The organism is Micromonospora sp. NBC_01655 (assembly GCF_026339755.1).
Taxonomy (GTDB): domain Bacteria; phylum Actinomycetota; class Actinomycetes; order Mycobacteriales; family Micromonosporaceae; genus Micromonospora.
Window position 1 is genome coordinate 3,400,969 of sequence record NZ_JAPEQF010000001.1, and the last position, 21,815, is coordinate 3,422,783.

A 21,815-nucleotide genomic window follows, 5' to 3' on the forward strand; every position below is an offset into this window, starting at 1 on the left:
TGCCTTCGCCGCCGGGTAACCGGGCCGTTCCGCGCCGGACATCAGCCGTCGATCTTGGGTTCAACGGGCGGGGCCTACCATGCGGCGGCGCGGAACCGCCCGCGTCACCACCTACGGAACGGACCTGCGATGACCTGGACAGCGGCGGACAGGGTGCCGCACCCCCGGCCCCGGCACCGGGGCTGGGCGCTGGTCGCCGCCGTCCTGGCGGTGGCGGCGTTCCCGGCCGCCGAACCACGCCCGGCGGCCCCCCACAAGGACGACACGTTCATCACCGCGCAGACCACCGGGATCCTCAACATCGAGGGTGGCGAGTGCTTCACCGACCCCGCCCACTCGCGACGCGCCGGTGGGGTGGTCGTGCTCTACCGCCCGTGCGAGGAACGCGCGGACAACCAGTCGTACGCGTTCCTGCACGCGGCGGACGGGCCGTGGGACCGGCCGGCGCTGGCGGCGTTCGCCTGGGCCGGGTGCGGTGGTGACTTCGACCGGCGGTGGACCTCCCGGGCCGCCTCCGGGCTGGACTACTACCCGATCCTGCCCACGGCGGAGACCTGGGCCGACGGCGACCGCGACATCATGTGCGTGGTGTACCGCCCGGGCGGCCAGCTCAGCCGCTCCCTGGTGCCCCTGCTCCGGTGACCGCCGGCGACCGCGTTCGCGGCGGCTCGTCCACTCCGTGCGGGCGTCACCCGAAGGCCCTCGACAAGAGCCTGCCGGGGCAGCGCCGCCGCGACATCTGGCGCAGGGCCGCAATCGGTTTGCGACCTGAGTCGGAACCGTGGCGGCGGAACCGGCTATCCGGTCCAGGCTCCCGGTCGCGTCGACGGCATACGCTGCCGCGATGAGCGCACCGTCTCGCATTCTGATCTACGGGGTGTACGGCGCCGGCAAGTCCACCCTCGCCGCGCTGCTGGCCGAGCGCCTCGGCGTGCCGTGGTACCCGGTCGACGACCTGCTCTGGCAGCCCGGCTGGGTCGAGGTGCCGGTCGCGCAGCAGCGCAGCCGGATCGAGGAGCTCTGCCGACGGGACCGCTGGATCCTGGACGGGGCGTACCACGGGTGGCGGGATGTGCCGCTGGCGCGCGCCGACCTGGTGGTCGGCCTGGACTACCCGCGTTGGTGCTCCTTCTGGCGGCTGCTGCGCCGTACCGCGCGCCGGCTGGCGACGGGGGAGGAGATCTGCAACGGCAACCGCGAGTCGCTGGGCAGCGTGCTGTCCCGGGAATCGATCCTGGTGTGGCACGTCACCGCGTTCGGCCGGGCTCGCCGGCGGATGCGGGCCTGGCAGACGGATCCGTCGGGGCCGCCGGTGGTGCTGCTCCGCTCCCCGGCAGCCCTGGACCGCTGGCTGGCCGACCTACCTGGCCGCTGAGGGGTTCGCCGGCGATGCCAGCGGCCGGTGGCGGCGGTGACGGAGAGGTCGTCGGTTCGAATCCGGCCACACGGTGATCTTCCAAGCTCCGGCTCGGGCACAGCGGGCGTCTAGGCGTGGGCCTGGCGGCGGAGGCCGAGGGCGCCGGCGGTCAGCAGGGCGATGGCCCCGACGACGAGTGTCCAGAACCACGTGGCGCCGAGAGCCTCGGGCTGACCCCACGGCACGCGTCGGATCGCCTTTTTTGGCAGGGGTGGTGTCCCTATGCGCCCGAACCGTCCAACTTATTGAGCGACCCGCAACAACAGGGATCCTGTCCCGCTGGTTCGCGTCGCATTGATCGTCCAGCAACCAGGAGTGGGAAAAACCCAGCCGGTGCCCCACTCGTCGCCCGGCCGATTCCAGTTGCTTCCGCCATGCGGCTCGGGACCCCAGACAGGCTTGACGACCTTTCCGTCGGGACCTGTGGCGCTGATCGAGAAGTCGCCACTGCCGGTCATGCGCCAGGCCACCTTGACTTCCGTGCCGGTCCGCAGCATCCCCGAAAACAGCATCGCCCACAGCGTTGCGCCGTCACCGGCACCCTGTAGATCCCGGGACGTGTACTGCGCGGTCGGCGGGCAGACCGCAGCGGTAGGCGGTGCAGACGACTGAGCTATCTGCCGTTGCCCAGAGGTGGACGTCGGCGGCAAGGGCTCGGATGGGATTTCGCGTGTGGAATCGCACCCGGTCATCACGATCGCTGAGATCAGGCCAAGCCACCAAATTCGGTTGGCGGAACGCGCTAACGGCATAGACAACCATATCGCGGATCCGCCGAGGGCGTGGTCCGCACAGCCGCGAGGTGCGCCCGCTTCCTGGGCAAGGGAGTCTCCGGGGGCACACGGGGCACAAGACAGCGCGAAACGTCGGCAACCAGCCATCAACGACGTGAGCCCAGGAGCGAGCGTGACCAGCGCGCCGACCAGGTGGCCGCAGGTCACGGGAGAGGCCGTTTAAAGTTCCGCTTCAACGTCTGGCTGTGGCTGCGCTCTGCGCTCGTCAATACCAGTGTCTGGTTAGTGACAGGGCGGCAGATCGTCCCCATCTTCCCCGCCGTGCTGCCCATACGATGCCCGAACGCTAGAAAGTGGATCATCCCTTGGAGGACGCATGTCTGGATCGACGCCCAAGTACCTCCGTCTGACGCTTGACGTTCAGTTGGGCGAGCGCAACCAGCACGCTAACCGGATCAACCAGGCGGCCGACGCCGCCATCGCTGCCGCGACCGAGGCTCTAGAGGAGAACCTCCTCGAAGGCAGCATCGTGAACGTCGAGCAAGGCGTCGAGTTCTCTTACCGTTGGATCGCGCGGACCTCGTGGCTTGGTGGTACTGCCGCGAGCGACGAGGATGAGCTGTAGTGGTGGCTTTCAGTGATTAGCTGACAGGCGACCACAACGAACACCGGTCGACAGAGGGCCATGAAGATAGCCACCCTAGGCCAGCACCCTGCTCGCAGGTCGACGCTTCATACCGAAGCCGTCAGCCCTGTTGCTGCCGGCAGCAACGGTGACAGCAACAGGGCAAGACTTGGAGGACTGGGGGCGGAGGGCTACGGATCAGCGGCCGATGTCGGAGACCTACACGGACGCGCCCGGACGGAGCGCCCAGAACTTACAAGCGAGAGGTCGGTGCATCCGGAGGGCTGGCGGCTGGATGGTCTGACCTGGCGGCATGCGCGCGGTGTTGGGCTGGCCGCGAAGCGTGACCGCACGTACCGTCCGTTGTGCAGGCTCTACGCCGGAAGTCGTCGACCTCATGCAGGAGGAGTCATGGCTGACTACATTGGGCTGCGCGTCGCCAGTTGGCGGGACGCCGCCGGGATGACGCAGCAGCAACTGGCCGATCGGGTAGGTGTGACCGCCTCTTACATCTCGATGATCGAGTCGGGGCGACGGCCGGTCACCAAGCGTTCGCGGCTCATTGCCTTGGCGAGCGCTCTCGGTGTGAGTGTCACCGATCTGACCGGGCAGCCGCACCCGCCCCGCAGTGAAGATGACCTTGCCATTTACGCCACTGTTCCGGCACTGCGTGGTGCTCTCGATGATGATCCGGAAGCGCCGGGGTATTCGCTGGACCCGGTTGTCCTGCATGCGTCCGTGGGCCAGGCGATGGCTGCCCGGATGGCCTGCGACTACAGGGCGCTTGCGCGGCTGCTGCCCGGTCTGGTCGGGGCCACTCGGCAGCTCGCCGATTCCGGGCACCCGGACGGGCCGCGACTGTTCGTCCGGGCCGCCGTGACCACCGTGTTGGCGATCAAGCCGTTCGGCTACATCGACTTGGCGGCGCGGTACGCGGAGCGTGCTGAGCTGGCCGCGACGTTCGCTGGGCCGGCGGAGGTGGCTGCCGCCGCCTTCGCTGCCGCGCAGAGTGCCTTGTCATCGGGTACGCACGGCGGTCGGCGGCGGTCGCTGGCAGTGGCTACGAGCGCTGCGGAGCGACTGGGCGACACGGGGGACGACGAGGCGTTGACCTGGTACGGGATGCTTCACCTGCATTCCGCGATGTCGGCCGCTTCGCTGGGTACCGGCGACCCGGATGGGCACTTGGCGGAGGCGGAGAACGCCGCGCGTCGGGCCGGGTCCGACCCGTGGCGAATGGAGTTCACGCCGGCGAACTGCGGGATTTGGCGGGTGGGTGTGGCCGTCGAGAACGGCTCACCTGAGCGAGCACCGGAACAGGCTCGGCGCGTCGACCGGTCGCAGGTCCGCACCCCGAACCGCCGATGCCGTCTGCACCTGGACGCGGGACGCGGCTGGTATGCGGCTGGCGACCAGGACCGGGCGGTCCTGGCGTTCCTGGAGGCGGACAACGCGTCACCCGCTGAGCTGCGGTCCCGGCCGAGCGTGCGGGAAATCGTCGGACAGATGGTCAGGGATGCCCGCCGACGGGGTTCCCCTGAGCTGCGGGACCTCGCACTTCGCATCGGTATTGATCCGTTGGATCCCGAGCCGCACGGAATCTAACTGACAGTTAGTTTGCCGTCACGTCGACCGCTCTACCGTCCGAGCAAGGACGCGATTGAGCACCCACCGGCATCGGTGCCCGCTGTGGTCGCGTCCCTCGATACGGGGCGCGACGGCGGCGGTCCTTCCAAGAGCACCCGCCGTCGCGTCCCTCCCCAGCGGAGGTAGGGATGAGCGACGCTGTTCCAGTCGAGGGCAGAGGCGAGCAGATCCAGGCGGCGGAACGGGAAGCCGCGAAGCAACGGCTTCTCGCGCAGGCCGAGGCGGAGCGGATACCGGTCGAGGAAACGACCCGAGCGGTGCCGGACCGGCGGTGGCGTCGTGGACAGCACTGACCTCCTGCCGGTCGGTCGGCGGGTGGCGTACTGGCGGGGACGGCGGAAGCTGTCGCAGCAGGTGTTCGCCGACCGGCTCGGCAAGTCGAAGAGCTGGGTCGACAAGGTCGAGCGGGGAGTCCGGTCTCTCAACAAGGTGTCCACCCTCCAGGACATCGCCGCCGTCCTGCGCATCGACACCGCCGTGCTGCTCGGCCGAGACGCCCAACCCGCCGCTGCGACCGAGCGGGCCGAGGGCGTCGAGCGGCTTAGCGAAGCCCTGTCGACGTACGAGATCGCCCTGGCTCGGCCGGTGGCCCGCCGTGACGTGGTGGCGGCGGACCGGTTAGTCCGCAACGTCGAACACGTGTGGATCATGTTCGAGCACGCCCGGTACCCGCAGGTGATCGCCCTGGTGCCGGACCTGCTGGCCGGTGCGCAGCGCGTCCACGCCGACGACCCCGGGTGGGGCCGCCCACTGCTGGTGGAGGCGTACCGGGTGACCGCATCGCTGCTGGTGAAGCTCGGCGAGGCCGACCTGGGCTGGCTGGCCGCCGACCGGGCCATGGCCACCGCCACAGGCGACCCACTGCTGGTGTCCGCCGCCACCGTGCAACTCGGCCAGGTGCTCCGCGCCTCAGGGCGAGCACGGGCCGCCATGTCGGCGACACTGGCCGCCGCGTACCGCATCGCCCCGCCCGACCCGGACGACGGCACCCCCGCCGAACTGTCGCTGTGCGGGACGCTGCTCGTGCAGGCCGCCCTGGCGGCGGCGCGTGGCGGCGACGACCGGACCACCGCCGACCTGATCGGCGAGGCCGCCGGCATGGCTGCCCGGGTTGGCGACGGCCACGATCACCACCGGACCGCGTTCGGGCCGACTGCGGTTGACCTGGCCCGGGTCGCCGTCGCCCTCGAACTGGGCAACGCACACGACGCGGTCGCCTGGCACGAGAAGACCATCAAGCGGGACGCCTGGCGGTGGCTACCGGTCGAACACCGCGCCGCCCACCTGCTCGACGCCGCCCGCGCTTACCTCCAAGCGGACGACCCAGCCACCGCCGGTCGGACGGTGATCGACGCCGACCGCACGGCACCGGCCGAGGTACGCCAGCGACCCGCCGGCCGAGAGGTGCTCGCCCAGGTGGCCCGCGACCCGCACGCCCCGGCCACGATCATCCAGCTCGCCATCACCCTCGGCGTGACCTGAGCATGACCGCGCCATTCCTGTCCCTGGCTCAGATCCGCAACCGATTGATCCTCACCGCCCGAGCGATCCTCCGCGACCATCGGACCGGGCCGGACGGTCGTTGCCCGGTCTGCCGGACACCGCCCTGTTCGGTGGCGACCGCCGCCCGCAACGTCCTCCACGCCGCCGAGAAAGTACAGCAGCGAAGTACAGCAACCCAGCCGACCACACCCGACCCGAACGATCCCCAGCAGACCGGATGACCTCGGACGACACCCGATCCGGCCGGCTCGCCGTCAGTTCGGGACGACGAGGTCAGCAACGGGTGTGCACGCTGGACGCCCCAGGGCGATGGCGTAGAAGGCGGTCGAGGCGAGGCCGTCGAGCAGCAGCAGGTGGTTCAGCTCGTCGTCGTAGAAGCCGCCGACCGGCGCGGCGGAGAGCCCGGTGGCGGTCGCGGCGAGCAGCAGGTTCTGCGCGAGGTGGCCGGTCTCGACGGCGGCGAAGCGGTAGCCGCGCAGTCCGTACCGGGTCCGTACCCGGTCCAGGTCGGCCACCACGAACAGCCAGAGCGCCACCGCCTCGACGTCGAGCCTGCCCGTTCCGCCGGGTCCGCCGGTTCCGGCCGGCCCGCCGGGCTCGCCGGTTTCACCGGTTCCAGGTGGCGTGCCGGGCGCGGCGAACTGGGGAGCGATCCGGGCCAGCCGTGCGGTGCCCGGATCGGCCGCCACCCGCTGGAGGCCGTGTCGCTCCGGCAGGTACCGGTAGAGCGCGGCCGGCACGCCCGTGACCCGGCGGGGCAGCACCATCAGCCGGGTGGTCACCAGGCCACCCGGGCTCGGGTACGCCAGCAGCCGCGCAGCACCGCCCACCGGCGCGTCCTCCCCGTCCGCTGCCGCCTCGCCCCGGTCCGGCGCGGTTTCGCCGGCCGCGTAGCGCAGCAACCGGCCCAGCTCCGCCGTGTCCAGCTCGCCCGGGCCGAAGTCGTAGCGGGTCCGCCGGGCGAGCAGCACCTCGGCCAGCGAGGCGTCGCCGAGCCCACCCGGGGTCGGCTCGGGCAAGGCCAGCGTCGCCGCCCCGACCGACGCGCCCGGGTCGGGCCGGACCGGCTCGACCGGTCGGGGGTGCTGCTCCGGCCACCGGGCCCGGACGAACTTCGACCGCTCGTGGTAGCGCCGGTCCGCCGCGTCGAGGGTGTCGGCGTGGAAGCCCTGCGGCGCGGCCGGCTCGGCGTGCGCGGCCGGCTCGGCGTACGCGAACGACGCCAGCCAGGCCAGGTGGCATTCGGCCGGGATGCTCAGCCCGAGGCGGTTGTGCAACATGTGTAGCTGCGACGCGAGGATGCCGGCGACGGTGCCGCGCAACCGGCCCTGTCCCTGGAGCGCCCGCAGCGTCGCGGCGTACCCGGTGACCGCGTCGGCCCAGAAGTTGACCGAGGTGGTGGCGCCGCGTCGGCCGGTGACGATGTCGTCGATCAGCCGGCGCCGCCCGGCGTACGCGGCCGGGTTGGCGTGGAAGTCGCGTTCCGCCGCGATCAGGGCCAGGCCGAGGTCCTGGCCGTGTGCCTCCGGCACCAGGGACCACCCGTTGGCGTAGCCGCGCAGGAAGCGCACCGCCTCGGGCGCGGTGAGGCCGCTGGCGGCGAGGAAGCCGAAGAGCAGGTCCACCGTGGTCGAGCGACGCCGGGCGGGCGCCGCGTCGAGCAGCGTGGCGGCGACCCGGCTGGACGCGGCGAACAACTCCTCGGCCGCCCCGATGGCTTCCGGTCCGCCGTACCGGTCGACCTCCGGGTGGTACGGCTGGTCGAGCACGGTGCCGTGCGGGTGCCAGCCGAGGTCCGGCCCGCCGGCCGTGCCGGTCCTGCCAGCGGTGTCGGCCGTCCCCGCCGTCCCGAACCCGGCGTACCAGTCGGCCGGCCGCAGCTCCCGGGCCGGTGGTGGCAGCGCGGCCACCGCCTCGGCGAGCCCGTCACGTAGCCGCCGCACCGTCGTGGGGGAGGCGTCGGCGACCCGCCAGCGCAGGTGCGGGCCGCCTTCCCAGTAGCGGACGAAGAACCAGGAGGAGATCTCGCCCCGGTCGAGCAGGTCGCCGGTGGTCGGCACGACGTACTCCCGCAGCACCGTCTCGGTGTGTTCGGCGCCGCCGTGCAGGTAGGCGTGCAGCGCGGACCAGCGACTCATCGTGGTGACTCCTCTGACCGTACGGATCGCGTACCGGGACGGGTGCGTACCGGGGGTGGCTGCCGGGCGGGCGGCTACGGGAACGGGTGGGGCAGTGTCGGGCGACGGGGACCGGTGCCGGAGCGCCGCCGCAACCGGGGCAGGTCCACCCGCCGGTTGAGGTGCCCGAAGGTCATCGGCAGGGCGCCGGGGGCGAGCACCTTCACGGCGGTCAGCCCCAGCCGGCGTTCCGCCGCGCCGGTCTGCCGCACCACCAGCGGCGGCGTCCCGGCGGCGGTCATGGCGTCGACGAGCCGGCGCAGCACCTCGGTCAGGTTCGGGTGGCGCCAGCGATCCCGCCGGCCCGCGAAGTGCGCGTCGAACGGTCGCGGGTCCGCCGGCCGGGTCGCGAAGTCGAAGCGGGGCAGGGTCTCGGCGAGCAGGTGCAGGGCCGCGTGGTCCGCCAGGTCCCGCACCTGGTCCGGGTCGTCGAGCATGGCGATCAGCCGGTCCCGGGGCGGGCGGGGCATCCTGGGCGCGACCGCCATGTTCACGCCGGCCTCCAGGACCGCCGCCGCGACGGCCCGGCGCGGATCGGGGTGTGCCCCGGCCGCCGAGAAGGTCGCGCCCCGGGCGGTGGCGTCGGCCCGGTCCGCGGTCAGCAGCGCCCAGATCACCGGTACGCCGACGTCGCTGGTGATGTCGAACAGGTGCAGGGTGTACCCCTCGGCCGCGATCCGGTCGGCGAGGTGCCGGGTGACCGGGTCGAGGTCCGGCGGCATGGTCAGGGCGGTCGGCGGCGTTGCGGTGTACCAGGTGAGCAGGAAGGCGTCCCGCTCGATCGTCTCCAGGCAGGCGTGCAGGACCGCCTCCTCCAGGCAGCTCCCGACCGCGCAGCCGCTCGAACTCTCGAACAGGAACCGGCCCGCCCCGGGTCGGCGCACCCCGTAGTACGCGGCGTGCTCGGGCACCAGGACCTGCCGGTCACCGCTCAGGTCGTGGGCCCACACCCAGGAGGTCACCGTCTGCGGGGTGTACGGGTCCAGCGGGTAGGCCGGGTGCCGCACGGCGTCCGGCTCCGGCAGGCCCAGCCGCGCCGGGTCGACGGCGTCGGCGGCCAGTTCCCGGTAGCTGCCCAGCACCGTGGTCCGGCGGCCCTGCGGGTACCGGCCGGCCTCCCGTTCCACCGCCTCCAGCAGCGCCAGCACCTGCGCGGTCGGGTGGTCGGCTGCGCGGCCGTAGCCGCCGAGCCGACCGGAGCGGCCCGGCACCGGCAGTTCGGCCGCCGCGAGCGCCACCGGACCCTCCCGCTCGGAGTGGACCGCGGTGACCGGCCCGTACCGCAGGTCGACCAGCTCGGCGCGCAGGACGCCGAGGTCCGGTGCGCCCCGGCGCAGCCGGTCCGGTGCCGGCAGCGGGCGCGGGTGCAGGACGACCCGGGCGGCGGCGGCCGAGTCGGGCGGCAGCGCCGCGCAGGCCGGGCAGTCCGGCACCGGCCGGACCAGGTGGCGGGTGACCGAGCCGTCCCGTACCGCCAGCACGCCGACGGTTCGCGGATCGACGCCGCCGGTGAGCTGCCCGGCGGCCAGCGCTGCGACGAGTCGCTGCCAGTACGGCGGCAGCGGCAGCGGCCGGCCGTCCGCGACCAGCGCGGCGGCGACCGCGCTGCCGCGCTGGTCGCCCGTGTCGAGGGTGGCCCGGCGCCGGACGTCGGCGCACTGGAGGCAGGCGTCGTCGGCGGTGTCGGGTCGGCTCAGCGGGCCGATCTCGATCGACGTCCCGCGCGCCCGCACCGGAAGGTACGCCGCCCCGGTCGCGTGGGCGGTGCGCTGCTCGGCGAGGTGCCGGGCCACCGGCCAGTCCGGTGCCGCGCCGACGACCACGACCCGTCCCGGCCGGCGGTGTGGCGTACCGGTGGACCGGATCGGGGCGGCGGCCCGGACCGCCTCGACCAGCGGGCCGTCGTCCCCCCGGACCAGCACCGAGACGTCGCCCGGGTCCGGCCGTTCGGGCCGGTCGACGCCGCCGTCGCCGTCGGCCGCCGGCGTCCCGACCCGGCGGACGGTGCCGCCCCGCAGCAGCAGCGCCGTGTCGTCGGCGAGCCCGCCGAGGGCCCGCACCACCTCGTGCACCACCAGGTACGGCAGCAGCCGGTGCGCCGGTCCCACCGGTGCCGGTACGCGGTCCGCCGGTGCGCCGGGGCCGGTGGGGGTGGGCCGTCCCGGCGGGCCGATCAGGGCGCCGTCCGGCCGGACGGTCACCGCCAGCATTTCGCCGCCGCCGTTCGGCGGATCGTCCCCGGTCCCGGTGCGGATCAGTACCGTCAGGTCGGCGTCGGGACCGGCGTCGCCGGCGACCGCCACGCCGGACGCGCGGAGCGCCGCGCGTACCGCCGGCACCTGGCCGGGGTCGCCGGTGACCGCCACGGTGGCCCGGCGCACCGCCGCCAGCGCGCCGGCCGGGTCCCCGGCCACCCCGGCCAGGTACGCGGCCAGCGGGTGCCCGTCCAACGGCAGCCGGGCGTCGACCAGCAGGTCGTGTTCGGCGAGCAGGCCGAACAGCCAGCGCACCGCCGCGGCGGTCCGGGCGGACCTGCCGGCGATCGCGGTCTCCGGATCGATGCCCTCGCGCACCAGCGGCTCCAGCCGCCGCCACAGCTCACCGGCGACCGGCGGTGCGGTGACCAGTGCGCTGGACCGCCAGCCGCCCACGAACAGCCCGCCCTCGACCGGCCGGACCGTGCTGCCCGGCCGCAGGGTCACCACCCCCGTGCCGCCCACCGGCGTCACCCGTCGCGGGCCACGAGCGCGTCCTGCCACGCCACGCCGTGGATCTGCTGGGTCGCCTCGGCGAGCAGATGGGCCCCGAGATACCGCTCCAGCGGCGCGACGTCGCACAGCGCCAGCAACTGGTAGAGCATGTTCGTGCAGAACCGGTACACCTGGAACTCCCGGGTCGCCGCGATCCGCTGGAAGCCCGACGCCTCCAGCGCCCGGTGGTACGCGCTGGCCCCGCGTTGTTCGAGGTCCCACCGGATCGCGGTGGCCTCGTCGAACGAGGTGGACCGGCGCCGGAACTCGGTGGAGAGCTGCCCGCTGAGCGCGCCGGCGTCGTACGCCCGCTCGGCGATCCGCCACGACGCCGCGCTCCAGGCCCGCCACGCCGCCGCCACCGGATCGTCGGGGTCCGGGGTGGCCGCCTGGCGGACCAGGCGCAGGTACCGGTCACCGGCCCGGCTCGCGAAGGCGGCGAAGCGCGGGCGCAGCACGGTGTCCCGCTCGCCGAAGAGGAAGTCCTCCAGGTGGGACAGGAAGGTGTGGTACCCCGAGAGCAGCCGGCCCGGCCAGGTGTCGGCGTGCGCGGCCATCGCGGTGACCACGACCCCCACCCGGGCGGCCGGGGCGTCGCCGACCCGGGCCAGTTCGTCGAGGGACACCCGGACCGGGCGCAGCCCCTCGGCGAGGATGTCGGCGCGGCAGCCGACCGCGCCGGGCGAACCGAGCAACGCGGCGAGCGAGGTCCGGTCGCCCTCGGTCACCAGCACCGTGTTGTCCGGCTGGATCGGGTCGTACGGCGGTGGGACCAGCTCGGCCCGGCCGGCCGCCTCGGAGCGGCGCAGCAACTGCGCCACGTCCAGGCCGGCCCGGGAGGGCGCGCTCACCAGATGCCCGCGCAGCCGCTCGGCGGCCTCGGCGGCGGACGCGACCCGCAGCGCCTCCGCCCCGCGCAGGCTCAGCCGTACGTGTGGGCCGTGCAGCCAGTGCCGTTCCAGGTGGACGGTGAGCCCGGCGTCGCGCAGCCGGTCGGCGACCGGCAGGATCGCGGTGCGCAGCAGCGGGGCCTTGACGTCCTCGTGGTAGTAGCACGTGACATCGGTGCTCGGCGCCGGGGCCAGGGCGGCGTCCGGCACTGTCGGGGGGTTCGGCTCAGCCATGGTGTGACTCGACTCGGTTCGTCGGTGCGGTGGGGGATCCGGCCGGATCGCCCCGACCGGGGCGCGGATCGACCGGGCCGGGACCGGCTCCGGAGACCGCCGGGAGGTACGTCTCGACGACCAGCTCGGCGACCCGGTGCGGACGGTCGTGGCCGGCCGGGCGGGGCAGCGCCTCCTCCACCACCAGCGGGCCGGTGATCCGGCCGAGCCACCGGGGCAGGCAGCGCAGGTGCAGCGGGCTGGCCAGGTCGGCGAACTGGGGCTTGGGCCGGGTCATCGCCTGGCGGAGATCGGCCACCGTCCGGGTCTCCGGTCCCGGGGCGTCCTGCGGTGGCTGGCCGGGCTGCGGCTCCCGGCCGCCGGGCCGACGGGCGCCCTGGTTCAGGAACACCTGATCCGGCAGGCCCCAGGCGGCCCGCAGCTCGGCGGCTGCGACGACCGGGTCGCCCGGGGCGGGCCCGGCGCCCGACGGATGGCCGGCCCGGAACCGCTCCTCGGCTCCGGCGTCGAACCGCCAGCTCCGGCGGGCGACGACGATCCGGCCGCAGCGCAGCCGGTTGCGGATCGTCGCCTCGCCGCCCGGGCCCGACACCGTCCTGGTCGCGGCCAGGTGGCCGAGGTCGACCTCACCGGTGCCGAGGTCCCCGAGCAGCGCGGCCACCCGGGCCGGTAGCGCCGGCGGTGCGAGGAAACCGAGGTACAGCACGTCGAGCAGCTCACCGGTGGCCGGGTCGAGCAGCCGGACCTGGTCGCCTGCCGGATCGTGGACCAGCTCGACCGCGGCGACGTCGAGCCCGCCCAGCCGGGGGTCGTCGCTGATCTCCGCACCGACCAGCAGCGGGTGCAGGTTGGCGTTGAAGCCGTGCACCGGCCGGAACTGGGCCACCCGGCCGGGCAGCATCCGGCGGAGCTGCGCGGCGACCGCCGTACGCATGCCGGCGTCGGCGAACAGGTCGAGGAACCGGCTGGTGAACCGGCCCCAGCCGCCGTAGATGTGGTTCAGGTGCAGCGCCCCGTCGGGAGCGGGCTGCCCGAAGAAGGCGTACGAGACGGGCCTGGCGCGCAACCAGCCGGGCAGCGCGGCGAACGCGTCGGCGGCCAGCCCGGCGGGGACGACGGTCTCCGTACCGTCGTCGCCGGCCCGGACCGCCCGGGTCACCTCCTGCCGGAGCCGGGCCAGCCCGGCCAGCTCGGGGACCAGGGCGACCGGAGCGCCGGCCAGGGCCCCGTCGGCGGCCACCGTCGGCAGCCCGCCCAGGCCGGCACCGACGTCGGCGAAGAACTCGCCGAGGTCCGCGCAGCGCCCGCCGGGGCCGTACCGTTCGACGAACCGGTGCCGCAGCAGCCGGCGCAGCACCTGGTCGGCGTCGAAGAGCAGCGCCAGGCCGGTCAGCGCGGTCAGGTCGGCGCGGTCCGCCGGCTGCCGGGTCAGCCGGACCGGGCCGGGCAGCACGACGTCCTCGGTGGCCGGCGCCTGGGGCGGTGCGGCGGCGTCCAGGCCGTGCAGCGCCTCCTGCCAGCCGGCGCTGATCCGCCGCAGCAGCGGGCCGCGCGGGGCGGCGGCCACGTCCGCCAACGACCGGATGTCCCGGTCGAGCTGCCGTACCCGGTCGGCGACGGCGGGTGTGCCGGTGTCACCGAGCCAGTCGGCGACCGCGGCCAACGCCCCCGGATCGTGTTCGGTGGTCGGCGGCGCCGGGATCAGCAGCCGCTCGGCGCAGAGCTGGGCGATCAGGCGTCGGGCGAGCTGATCGGCCGCCGGGGCCCGGTCGGGTTCCGGCGCGGGCGGCCCGTCGGCGGTGGGCTGGTCGGAGCGCCGGGTGAGCGCCGCGACGAGCCGCTGCGGCGGGTAGCCGTCGGGGGCCGCGCGCAGTACCCGGACGATGGCGGCCAGGGCGGGCCGCAGCGGTATCCGCACCCGCTCCTCCCGGATCACCGGCGTGCCGTCGACGCCGGTGGCCGGATGCTCGCGGTAGAACACGACGTGCCCGTCGTGCAGCCGGGTGCCCGGCGCCAGCCGGTGCGGGGTGCGCCACGCCCGCTCGGGGTGGGCGTTCCCGGCGAGGAAGAGGCTGGCGATCAGGCCGGCCGGAGGGCGGGTCACCGCCACCGGCGCTCCCGCCGCCGACAGGTCCAGCCCCGGCACCGGCTCCGACCCAGCCGGGCCGGCCGCCCCGGCGGCGGGTGTCAGGTCGTCGGTCGGGGATGCCGGCGGGTCGGCCGGCCAGCGTCCCCAGCCCACGATGGTGAACCAGGACAGCGGGCTGGTCCTGGTGGTCGCGCGCAACGCGTACCGCAGCACGGTCGGCTCGGACTTGCGGCTGCGGGCATCCGGTGCGCCACCGTGCTCGGCGGTCCGGCGTACCGCCGCCAGCAGTTCCGGACTGGTCAGCGCCACCGCGCGGCCGATCGGCTCGGTGCCGCAGAGCGCGGCGAGCGCCGCCCGCTGCGCCGCCAGCGCCGGATCCGATCCCGCGTGGACGGCGTCGGTCAACCGGTCGATCTCGGCGCGGCCGGCCAGCCAGCGGCCCAGCGCCGGCAACCGGTCGGGCAGGTCGTCGAGCCGGGCGAGGACGTCGGCGCCGGGGGACCGCCCGTTGTGGACGTCCCGGCGCAGCGGCAGCAGGACCGAGCGACGGTACGCCGCCGGGGACTGCCCGCCGATCCGGTACAACTCGTCGGTCAGGCCGGGGGCGAGGGCGCGGCACTCGACCAGCCGGTCGACGAGCCGGTCCTGGAGGCGGCGTAGGCGCCGGTCGGCCGGCCCGGTCGCCGGCTGCTCGACCGCGGCCAGGCGGACCAGCACGTACGGCGCGATCTGCACCTCGTCAGCGACCTGGCCGGACGGGGCCGGTCGCGACGGGGCGCCGCGGCGCTGACTGGTGATTGTCACGGTTCCCTTCCCGGCGGGACGCTCGGCGGCCGGCACGGGACGCGCCGGTCGCGGCCAGGCGCGGTGTGCCGGCGGGGACCGGCTGCGTCGGTGGTACCCGGCGCCGCCGACCCCGCCGGTCGGTGCTGGCCCGGTACGACTACTGGAGGACGACCTCGGCGGCGCACGACGAGTAGCCCAGCCACTGCCAGACAACCGAGGTGCTCGCCGAGGCGCCGGTCTCCGGCAGGGCAACCGCGTCGCGCACGGCGTGCACCTCCAGGTCGGACATCTCGAGATCAGCCAGGTTCAGGTCCTCGAGATCGGCCAGGGTGGCTGCCTTCTCCGACATGGCACTCCTTTCACGGAAGTAGATCTTGTCGAGAAGCAGTGTGCTGACTGGAGACTCAACCGACAGTGGGGAAAACCCTGGGGTACCCTGACTGCGCCCGGCCGTCCGACCCCCGATGGCCGTCCGGCGGATGCCCGGCAGCCGATCGATGAGGCGGTGCCCGGCGGCCGACGCGCGGGAGGTGTGTCGATGCAGGCGCTCGTCGCGCGATCCGCGCCGACCGACTCCCCGCTGACGCTGCTCGGCCGCGACATCCAGGTTCGGGGCTGGACCGACGCCCTCGCCGGGGCCCGGCGGGGGGCCAGCAGCCTGTTGGAGTTCGCCGGCGAGCCGGGAAGCGGCAAGACGCGCCTGCTCACGCACCTCAACGGGCGGGCCCGGGCCGACGGCGTGACCGCGATCGCCTGCACCGGAGCCGAGACGCAGCGGGCCCAGCCGTACGGACTGTTCCGTCCGATCCTGCGCCGGGTCGGGGTAGCGCAGGGGGCCCCGAGCGACGCCGCGGCGGAAGAGCCGGACCACCTCCACCGGCTGGTGCTGGCGGGTCTCGACCGGCTCGACCCCGACGGCGGGCCACGCGCGTTCCTGTTCGACGACACCCACTGGGCCGACCCGCAGTCGCTCGCCCTGCTCGGTCGGTTGCTGCGCGATCCGCCGCCGGCCACCGTCATGGTGCTGGCCTACCGGCCCCGACAGTGCACTCCCCAGCTCGCCATCTGCCTCGACAGCGTCGCCGTCGGGCACGAGCGCCTGGAACTGGGCCCGCTGTCGGTCGCCGAGATCCAGGCGTTGACCGGCCTCGACGCCGGGCCGGCCGCGGAGCGGCTGCACGAGCAGAGCCAGGGCGTTCCGGGCTACGCGCTGGCCCTGCGTACGTCGCTGCGCCCGGCCGACGACGGGTACCCGGCCGAGACCGCACCGACCGGCCCGGCGGTGCCCTACGTCGCGGAACTGGCGCACCTGACCGCCGAGGAACGTGCGGTCGTCGACGTCGCCGCCGTGGCCGGCGCGGAGTTCGACGAGACGCTCGCCGCCAGCGTCGCGGGCATCGAGCCGTCGCGCTGCGCCGACGTGCTGGACCGGCTGGTGCAGCGGGACCTGCTCCGCAGCGGGCCGGTCGACGACGTACGGATGCGGTTCCGGCATCCCGCGGTGCGCGCGGCCGTCTACCAGGCCGTCCCACCGGGCCGGCGGCGCCGGCTGCACGCGGCCGTCGCCGACGAGTTGATCCGCCGCCAGCACCCGCCCGGGGTCTACGCCGGGCATGTCGCCCGCAGTGCCCAGCCCGGCGACACCTCGGCGGTGCGGGTGCTGCTGCGCGCGGCACAGCCGATCGTGGCGACCGCCCCGGTGCGGGCGATGAGCTGGCTCGGCGCGGCCAGCCGGCTGATTCCGGAGAGCGATCCGCTGCGCCTGGACGTCGACCTGGCACTCGCGCGTGCCTGCATCCTGGACGGTCGGCTCGCCGAAGGCCGCCACCTGTTGCAGCGGCTGGCGGTGCACCCGGCCGGCGACGGGTACCGGGCTCGACTGGCGCTCACCCGCGTCGAACTGGACCGCGTCCTCGGCCACCCCGACGAGGCGTCGGCGCTGGCCGACCTGGAGCTGTCCCGGATGACCGCCGGTGCCGCGGCCGAGGTCGCCGTGCCGCTGGCGGTGGAGGCGCTCGTCTGTGGGGTGCTGCGCGCCGCGCCCGACGTACGGCTGCGCTCTGAGCGGGTCCGGGCGCTCGTCGACCGTGCCGCGCCGGATCCGGAGCTGACCCTCGCGGTACGCGTTACCGAGGCGTTCGGCGCCGCGTACGCGGGCGGGATTCCGGCGGTGCTGCCCGGGCTGGGTGAGATCGCGGTGCGACTGGACGCGCTGCCGGACAATGCGCTCGCCGCCCAGCTCAACCTGCTCGGGCTGTTCGCCTGGACGGAACTGTTGCTGGAACGGGACCGGGACGCGGCCCGCCACTTCGACCGGGCGCTGCGGATCGCCGCCCAGGCGGGAAACGCGCCGATCGTGCCGTACCTGCTCGCCGGCCGCTGCCATCTGCTCACCCGGCAGGGCAGGTTCGACCAGGCGGAGGCGACGGCGGTCGAGGCGGCACGCGGCGGCGCCGAACTCGGCATGCCGTCGCTGGTCCTGCTCGCGGAGAGCCTCCGGGCGGTCGCCGTCGCGCGGCGCGACGGGCCACAGGCCGCCCGTGCGGTCGCGGAGGGTGCCCGGCGGCTGGCCCGGGAACCTGCCGGCGACCTGTTCAGCCGGATCGCCCGGCGCCTCGCGTTGCGCCTGCGCTACGAGTCCGGGGACCTGAGTTCGCTGGAGGCGTCGCTGGTCAAGGCCTACGGTGGCCCCGATCTCGGGCAGGTCGGGGCGGGCGCGAGACCGTACTGGGCGAGCCTGCTCGCCGACGTCGTCGCCGCCGACGGCCGGCCGGACGTCGCGGCCCGCTGGCTCGCGAAGGCAGCCCGGCTCGCTGCGGAACAGGGCCTGGCCGGACAGTTGGCGTACGTCCGGTTGGCCCAGGCCCGCCACCTGCTGGCCGGTCGGGTGTGGACACCGGAGCCGGAGCCGGACGGCTCGGCAGCCGGCCGGACGGTGCCCGACCCGCCGGTCGGGGAGCCGGCTACCCCGCCCGAGTGGGACCAGCGGCTGACGTGGACGGCGGGAGCCGCCGATCCGCAGGACGGCACCGGCGCCGCGGCCCGGCTGGCCGGCGCGGCGGTCGACGCCTTCGCCGGGCTCGGCTGGCGGCCGGCCGAGGCGGCGGCCCGGCTGGTGCTGGCCCGGGCGCTCGGCGACGGGCGGGCGTGGAAGCCGGCCGAGGCGCAGCTCGCCGAGGTACGCCGGATCGCCGAGACGACCGGTTCGCAGCCACTGCTGCGCTCCGCCGTCGACGCGCAACGGCGGATCGGTGGCCTGGCCGGCCGGCTCGCCGACAACGAACCGCACCTACGGCTCGGGCTGACCCGGCGCGAGTGGGAGATCGTCACGCTGATCTCGTCCGGTGCGGGCAACGCGGAGGTCGCGGACCGCTTGTTCGTGACCGTCAAGACCGTCGAGTCGCACCTGACCCGGGTGTTCCGCAAGACCGGGGTCACCTCCCGGGCGGCGCTGGTCGCCCGGTTCGCGACGCGGGCCGGCGTGGTCCCGCCGAGCTGAGCGACGCCCGGCAGGACCCGCGAACTCCGCGCCGGCCGGGAGGGCTCACGCCGGGTGCGCGACGCGGGCGAGCGCCCCGTTACCGGGCAGTGCGTGGCGCGACGGTCGCCGCCCGGACGTCCCGGACGTCGTCGGCCAGCCGCCCGAGCACCCACGCCACGGCGGGAACGTTGGTGTCCAGGGCCTCCCGGTTGAGGGTGCCGAGCCGGTCGCAGCGCTGGTGGTAACAGTGGTCGAACATCTGCCCGGCCAGGCCCCCGAAGCGGGCCTGCTGGGCCGGCGTCTTGACCCCGAGGTTGCCGCCGTCGATCCCGCCGGTCGGGATGCCCACGGCCTCGAACGCCAGGTGGTCGGATCCGACGGACTCCGGGCCGGTCCGCTCGTAGGGCAGCCCCCGACGGTCGAAGTAGCCGGCGAACAGGTCGGCGAGCACGTGTCCGCCGCCGGTCCCCGGGTCCCAGACGAAGCGACCGTAGTTGGGCGAGGCGATCAGCTCCCCGTTGAGCACGGCCGCGACGCGCCGCCGCTCGTCGCCGGAGAGGGCGGCCACGTAGTGCCCGGAGCCGACGTTGATCATTTCCTCCGCGCCCCACCAGGCGAACCGCACCTTGTTGGTCACCGCGTGCTGACGGTTGGCCAGCGCCAGGGCCACCTGCAGCACCGTGGCGGCCATCGCCCCGTTGTCGTTGATGCCGGGCGCCTCCGGGACGCTGTCGAGGTGGGCGCCGAGCAGCACGACGTTGTCCGGGTCGCCGCCGGCGGTCTCGGCGAGCACGTTCACCGTGGTCCGGGCGACGGCCTGGGCCCGCAGCGTCAGGTGCACGCGGGCGCCGTCACCGCGCGCGGCGCGCGCCAGCGCCTCACCGTCGCGCTGGGAGACCGAGGCGGTCGGAACCGTGAACGCCTCCGGGGCGAAGGCGTGGAACCGGTAGCTGTTCTCCGGGGACGGAGTGACGTAGTACAACAGCACCCCCCGTGCCCCCAGGCCGGCGGCGACCTGCTGCTGACGGGTGTAGCCGCAGGCGGCCCGCGCGAGCACCACGACCGCGCCGGCGGCGTCGACGCCGGCGTAGTCGGCCGGGTCGCAGCCGGTGCGCCCGTCGATCGGTGCCGCCACGGGCGCCGCGATGCCCTCGGCCGGCGTCGACGGGGCGAACCGGGTCATCAGCACCGGTACGTCCCCGCCGCCGGCCCCGTCGACCCGTAGCCGCTCGGTGCTGATGTCGAAGTCGGTGTAGGGGACGGTCTGCTCCACGACCTGGTATCCGGCGGCCCGCAGCAGGGTGCTGACGTACCGGGCCGAGCGGGTGAACCCGACGCGGTTGTAGCCGCGGTCGCCGCCGCTGGCGTCGGCGATGTGCTGGAGCGCCGCCAGGTGACGGTGGACCCCGGCGCCGGTGACGGTCGCGGCCAGCCGGTCGGCCAGCGACCCCGGCGCGGCCCGGGCGGCGCCGCCCGGGGGCAGGGCGACGCCGGCCAGCAACAACGCGCCGACCAGCCCGGCCAGTCTGTGGAACACCCTCACGCTACGCACAACGCCTCCGGTCGTTGTCGGGCACGGTCAGTCAGTCCGGTGCGGTTGGCGCACCGACACGGGAAGCTCGGCCAGCCCGCGCAGGGTCGCCGTGGGCTCGTACGCCGCCGGGCCGGCCGGCGCGAGCCGCAGCCCGCCCGCGCGCAGCGCCCCCAGCACCTCACGTAGCTGGAGGGTCGCCAGCCCGGCGCCGAGGCAGGCGTGCGCGCCCCGCCCGAAGGCCAGGTGCAGGCCCCTGCGCCGGGTCAGGCGTACCGCGTCGGGGTCGGGGAAGACCGCCGGGTCGCGGTTCGCCGCCGCGATGAACAGCACCAGCACGTCGCCCCGCCGCACCAACTGCGCGCCGACCGGCTGGTCGCGTACGCACACCCGCGCGTCGGCCTGCACCGGGCCGTCCAACCGGATCAGCTCATCGACCAGGGCCTCGTCGGCGTCCCGGGTGGCCGGGCCGGCCAACAGCTCCGGCTGCCGGACGAGCCGGGCGAGCACCCCGCCCAGGAGTCGGCTGACCGACTCGTAGCCGGCGTGCAGCACCGCGCGCAGCGAGTTGGCCAGCACCGCCGCCGGCACATCCTGCGCCCGCGCGGCCCGCCGGGCCGCCCCGACGAAGCCCCGCTCGTCGGCCTCGGCCAGCCAGTGCGTGACGAGCCGGCTCAGCTCCGCCCGCGCCTGGTTGCCCGGTTCCGCCCGGGCCGGCTCGATGCCGGCGTCCATGCTCCGCACGATCGCGTTGGACCACTGCTCGAACCCGGCGCCGTCGGGCGGCGGCACGCCCAGGAAGGCGGTGATGGTCCGTAGTGCGACCGGGCGCGCGAACCGGCTCACCAGGTCGACGGTGCCGGGCTGCCCGGACAGTTCGGCGAGGTGCTGCGCGGCGATCGCCGCGAACTGCTGTCGCACGGTGCTCAGCGGCTGCTCGTGCAATGCCGAAACGAGCAGGTGTCGAATGGCGCCGTGCTCGGGCGGATCGAGTGACTGCACGCTCAACTGGGTGTCCGGGATTTCGACGCCGATCCGCCGGAAGTCGGAGCCGAAGTTCGTGGTGTCGCCGAGCACCTGTCGGCACTCCGCGTATCCCGTGACCACCCAGGAATCCAGGAACTCGTGCCAGTGGACCGTATTCGTTTCCCGGAGTTTCCGATAGAACGGGTACGGGTCCGCGATCACGGAGGGGGCCAGTGGATCATAGATCGGGTCACGCACCGCAGCAGTGGCCTCGTCCGCCACAGGAGACGTCCCTTCCGGGGGTGGTGGGCTGTTTCGCGGGCACGTGGCGCCGCGGCCGTCCGGACGCGCCGGATGGCCGCGGCAGCGCGACGTGTCAGTGGAGGTAACGCATTTTGGCCCCCTTCCGCTCGGCGCGCGGATCGTCGTGAAGCTGACGGCGATCCGGCAGTAATCCGTGCTACGGGTCGGACAAAGCCAGGAGTGTCGCATCCCCCGAAACGGCGAAACGCCGAAATGAAGTTTCAGCGGGTGGGCGCCCCCGTGCCATTTGTCAACCTGCCACAGGAGCTTCGGGGTGTCAACGTTCGACGTCGAACAATGCGTCGACCTTCATATGGTGAATCCTGTGCGGGGCGTCCGAGGCATGGCCGGGCGCCTTTCGCTAGTGCCCCGTCATGCAGCCTTGAACGGGTAGTCCGGGTGCCGGATCTTGGGTTCGGTGGCGAATCCGGTGGTCAGTTCGGCCTGGTCGGCGGCGCACCAGGCTGGTTGGCGGTGCGCCAGGCGGCTGGCCTTCCACGTCTTGGTGGCCTGCCACATCCCACGTTCGTGCGGGACACGCCGGATCGTCTCGACGCTGATCGCCGTGACGTGGCCGACCTCGACGAGGTAGTCGCGCAGCTTGGCAGGCGACCAGCAGGAGAACGGCCGGCCGGGTCCTCGGTCTCCTTCGACAGCGCCACGGTCGCCCGCCGCAGCGCTT

General features: G+C 74.4%; 15 protein-coding genes. 6 read left to right on the forward strand and 9 right to left on the reverse strand.

The window, feature by feature from the left end:
• Positions 1-129: 129 nt before the first annotated feature.
• Positions 130-642, forward strand: coding sequence for a hypothetical protein (locus OOK41_RS15880; RefSeq protein WP_266265702.1), 513 nt, complete (start codon positions 130-132; stop codon positions 640-642).
• A 202-nt stretch (positions 643-844) separates the two neighbouring features.
• Complete coding sequence (locus tag OOK41_RS15885) at positions 845-1,375, forward strand: adenylate kinase (protein WP_266265703.1); 531 nt, start codon at positions 845-847, stop codon at positions 1,373-1,375.
• 284 nt (positions 1,376-1,659) lie between these two features.
• On the opposite strand, the gene OOK41_RS15890 is transcribed toward OOK41_RS15885, so the two are convergent.
• Entirely contained in the window at positions 1,660-1,929 is a 270-nt protein-coding gene (locus OOK41_RS15890; protein ID WP_266265704.1) for a hypothetical protein, read from the reverse strand.
• A 598-nt stretch (positions 1,930-2,527) separates the two neighbouring features.
• Between OOK41_RS15890 and OOK41_RS15895 the strand changes: the two genes are divergently transcribed.
• The 3 genes from OOK41_RS15895 to OOK41_RS15905 all read left to right on the forward strand — a co-directional run bounded on the left by OOK41_RS15895 (position 2,528) and on the right by OOK41_RS15905 (position 5,905).
• Positions 2,528-2,776 carry a hypothetical protein gene (locus OOK41_RS15895; protein ID WP_266265705.1) on the forward strand — a complete coding sequence of 83 codons (249 nt, stop codon included), beginning with the start codon at positions 2,528-2,530 and terminating at the stop codon, positions 2,774-2,776.
• Positions 2,777-3,187: 411 nt separating this feature from the next.
• Complete coding sequence (locus tag OOK41_RS15900; protein ID WP_266265707.1) at positions 3,188-4,381, forward strand: helix-turn-helix domain-containing protein; 1,194 nt, start codon at positions 3,188-3,190, stop codon at positions 4,379-4,381.
• A 321-nt stretch (positions 4,382-4,702) separates the two neighbouring features.
• On the forward strand, positions 4,703-5,905 hold the full coding sequence (locus OOK41_RS15905; RefSeq protein WP_266265709.1) for a helix-turn-helix domain-containing protein: 1,203 nt from the start codon (positions 4,703-4,705) through the stop codon (positions 5,903-5,905).
• Positions 5,906-6,180: 275 nt separating this feature from the next.
• Here the strand turns inward: OOK41_RS15905 and OOK41_RS15910 are convergent, their stop codons facing one another.
• The 5 genes from OOK41_RS15910 to OOK41_RS15930 all read right to left on the reverse strand — a co-directional run bounded on the left by OOK41_RS15910 (position 6,181) and on the right by OOK41_RS15930 (position 15,201).
• On the reverse strand, positions 6,181-8,064 hold the full coding sequence (locus tag OOK41_RS15910) for a thiopeptide-type bacteriocin biosynthesis protein (protein ID WP_266265710.1): 1,884 nt from the start codon (positions 8,062-8,064) through the stop codon (positions 6,181-6,183).
• A gap of 74 nt (positions 8,065-8,138) precedes the next feature.
• Positions 8,139-10,823 carry a TOMM precursor leader peptide-binding protein gene (locus OOK41_RS15915; protein ID WP_266265712.1) on the reverse strand — a complete coding sequence of 895 codons (2,685 nt, stop codon included), beginning with the start codon at positions 10,821-10,823 and terminating at the stop codon, positions 8,139-8,141.
• A 5-nt stretch (positions 10,824-10,828) separates the two neighbouring features.
• Complete coding sequence (locus tag OOK41_RS15920; protein ID WP_117669869.1) at positions 10,829-11,977, reverse strand: lantibiotic dehydratase C-terminal domain-containing protein; 1,149 nt, start codon at positions 11,975-11,977, stop codon at positions 10,829-10,831.
• Entirely contained in the window at positions 11,970-14,870 is a 2,901-nt protein-coding gene (locus OOK41_RS15925; protein WP_266265714.1) for a lantibiotic dehydratase, read from the reverse strand. Before OOK41_RS15925 ends, OOK41_RS15920 begins: the two co-directional genes overlap by 8 nt.
• A 139-nt stretch (positions 14,871-15,009) precedes the next feature.
• A complete protein-coding gene (locus OOK41_RS15930; RefSeq protein WP_128763620.1) occupies positions 15,010-15,201 on the reverse strand; it encodes a thiazolylpeptide-type bacteriocin in 192 nt (63 codons plus the stop codon).
• A 189-nt stretch (positions 15,202-15,390) separates the two neighbouring features.
• Here OOK41_RS15930 and OOK41_RS15935 point away from each other — a divergent pair, with 189 nt between their 5' ends.
• Positions 15,391-18,351 (forward strand): helix-turn-helix transcriptional regulator, encoded by a 2,961-nt coding sequence (locus OOK41_RS15935; protein WP_266265716.1) that lies wholly within the window; start codon positions 15,391-15,393, stop codon positions 18,349-18,351.
• 79 nt (positions 18,352-18,430) lie between these two features.
• Here OOK41_RS15935 and OOK41_RS15940 read toward each other — a convergent pair whose 3' ends face one another.
• From OOK41_RS15940 to OOK41_RS15950, 3 genes are all read right to left on the reverse strand, one after another.
• Positions 18,431-19,870 carry a M28 family peptidase gene (locus OOK41_RS15940; protein WP_266265717.1) on the reverse strand — a complete coding sequence of 480 codons (1,440 nt, stop codon included), beginning with the start codon at positions 19,868-19,870 and terminating at the stop codon, positions 18,431-18,433.
• 42 nt (positions 19,871-19,912) lie between these two features.
• Positions 19,913-20,971 carry a cytochrome P450 gene (locus OOK41_RS15945; protein ID WP_266265719.1) on the reverse strand — a complete coding sequence of 353 codons (1,059 nt, stop codon included), beginning with the start codon at positions 20,969-20,971 and terminating at the stop codon, positions 19,913-19,915.
• Positions 20,972-21,505: 534 nt separating this feature from the next.
• Positions 21,506-21,652, reverse strand: a complete 147-nt coding sequence (locus OOK41_RS15950; RefSeq protein WP_243639876.1) for a hypothetical protein — start codon at positions 21,650-21,652, stop codon at positions 21,506-21,508.
• Between the last annotated feature and the right edge of the window lie 163 nt (positions 21,653-21,815).

Excerpts from the sequence above, each read along its gene's own strand:
- OOK41_RS15895 (WP_266265705.1), top strand. The coding sequence starts at position 2,528 with ATGTCTGGATCGACGCCCAAGTACCTCCGTCTGACGCTTGACGTTCAG.
- OOK41_RS15930 (WP_128763620.1), bottom strand. The coding sequence starts at position 15,201 with ATGTCGGAGAAGGCAGCCACCCTGGCCGATCTCGAGGACCTGAACCTG.
- OOK41_RS15950 (WP_243639876.1), bottom strand. The coding sequence starts at position 21,652 with ATGTGGCAGGCCACCAAGACGTGGAAGGCCAGCCGCCTGGCGCACCGC.
- OOK41_RS15920 (WP_117669869.1), bottom strand. The coding sequence starts at position 11,977 with ATGGCTGAGCCGAACCCCCCGACAGTGCCGGACGCCGCCCTGGCCCCG.
- OOK41_RS15910 (WP_266265710.1), bottom strand. The coding sequence starts at position 8,064 with ATGAGTCGCTGGTCCGCGCTGCACGCCTACCTGCACGGCGGCGCCGAA.
- OOK41_RS15935 (WP_266265716.1), top strand. The coding sequence starts at position 15,391 with ATGCAGGCGCTCGTCGCGCGATCCGCGCCGACCGACTCCCCGCTGACG.
- OOK41_RS15885 (WP_266265703.1), top strand. The coding sequence starts at position 845 with ATGAGCGCACCGTCTCGCATTCTGATCTACGGGGTGTACGGCGCCGGC.
- OOK41_RS15880 (WP_266265702.1), top strand. The coding sequence starts at position 130 with ATGACCTGGACAGCGGCGGACAGGGTGCCGCACCCCCGGCCCCGGCAC.
- OOK41_RS15900 (WP_266265707.1), top strand. The coding sequence starts at position 3,188 with ATGGCTGACTACATTGGGCTGCGCGTCGCCAGTTGGCGGGACGCCGCC.
- OOK41_RS15890 (WP_266265704.1), bottom strand. The coding sequence starts at position 1,929 with ATGCTGTTTTCGGGGATGCTGCGGACCGGCACGGAAGTCAAGGTGGCC.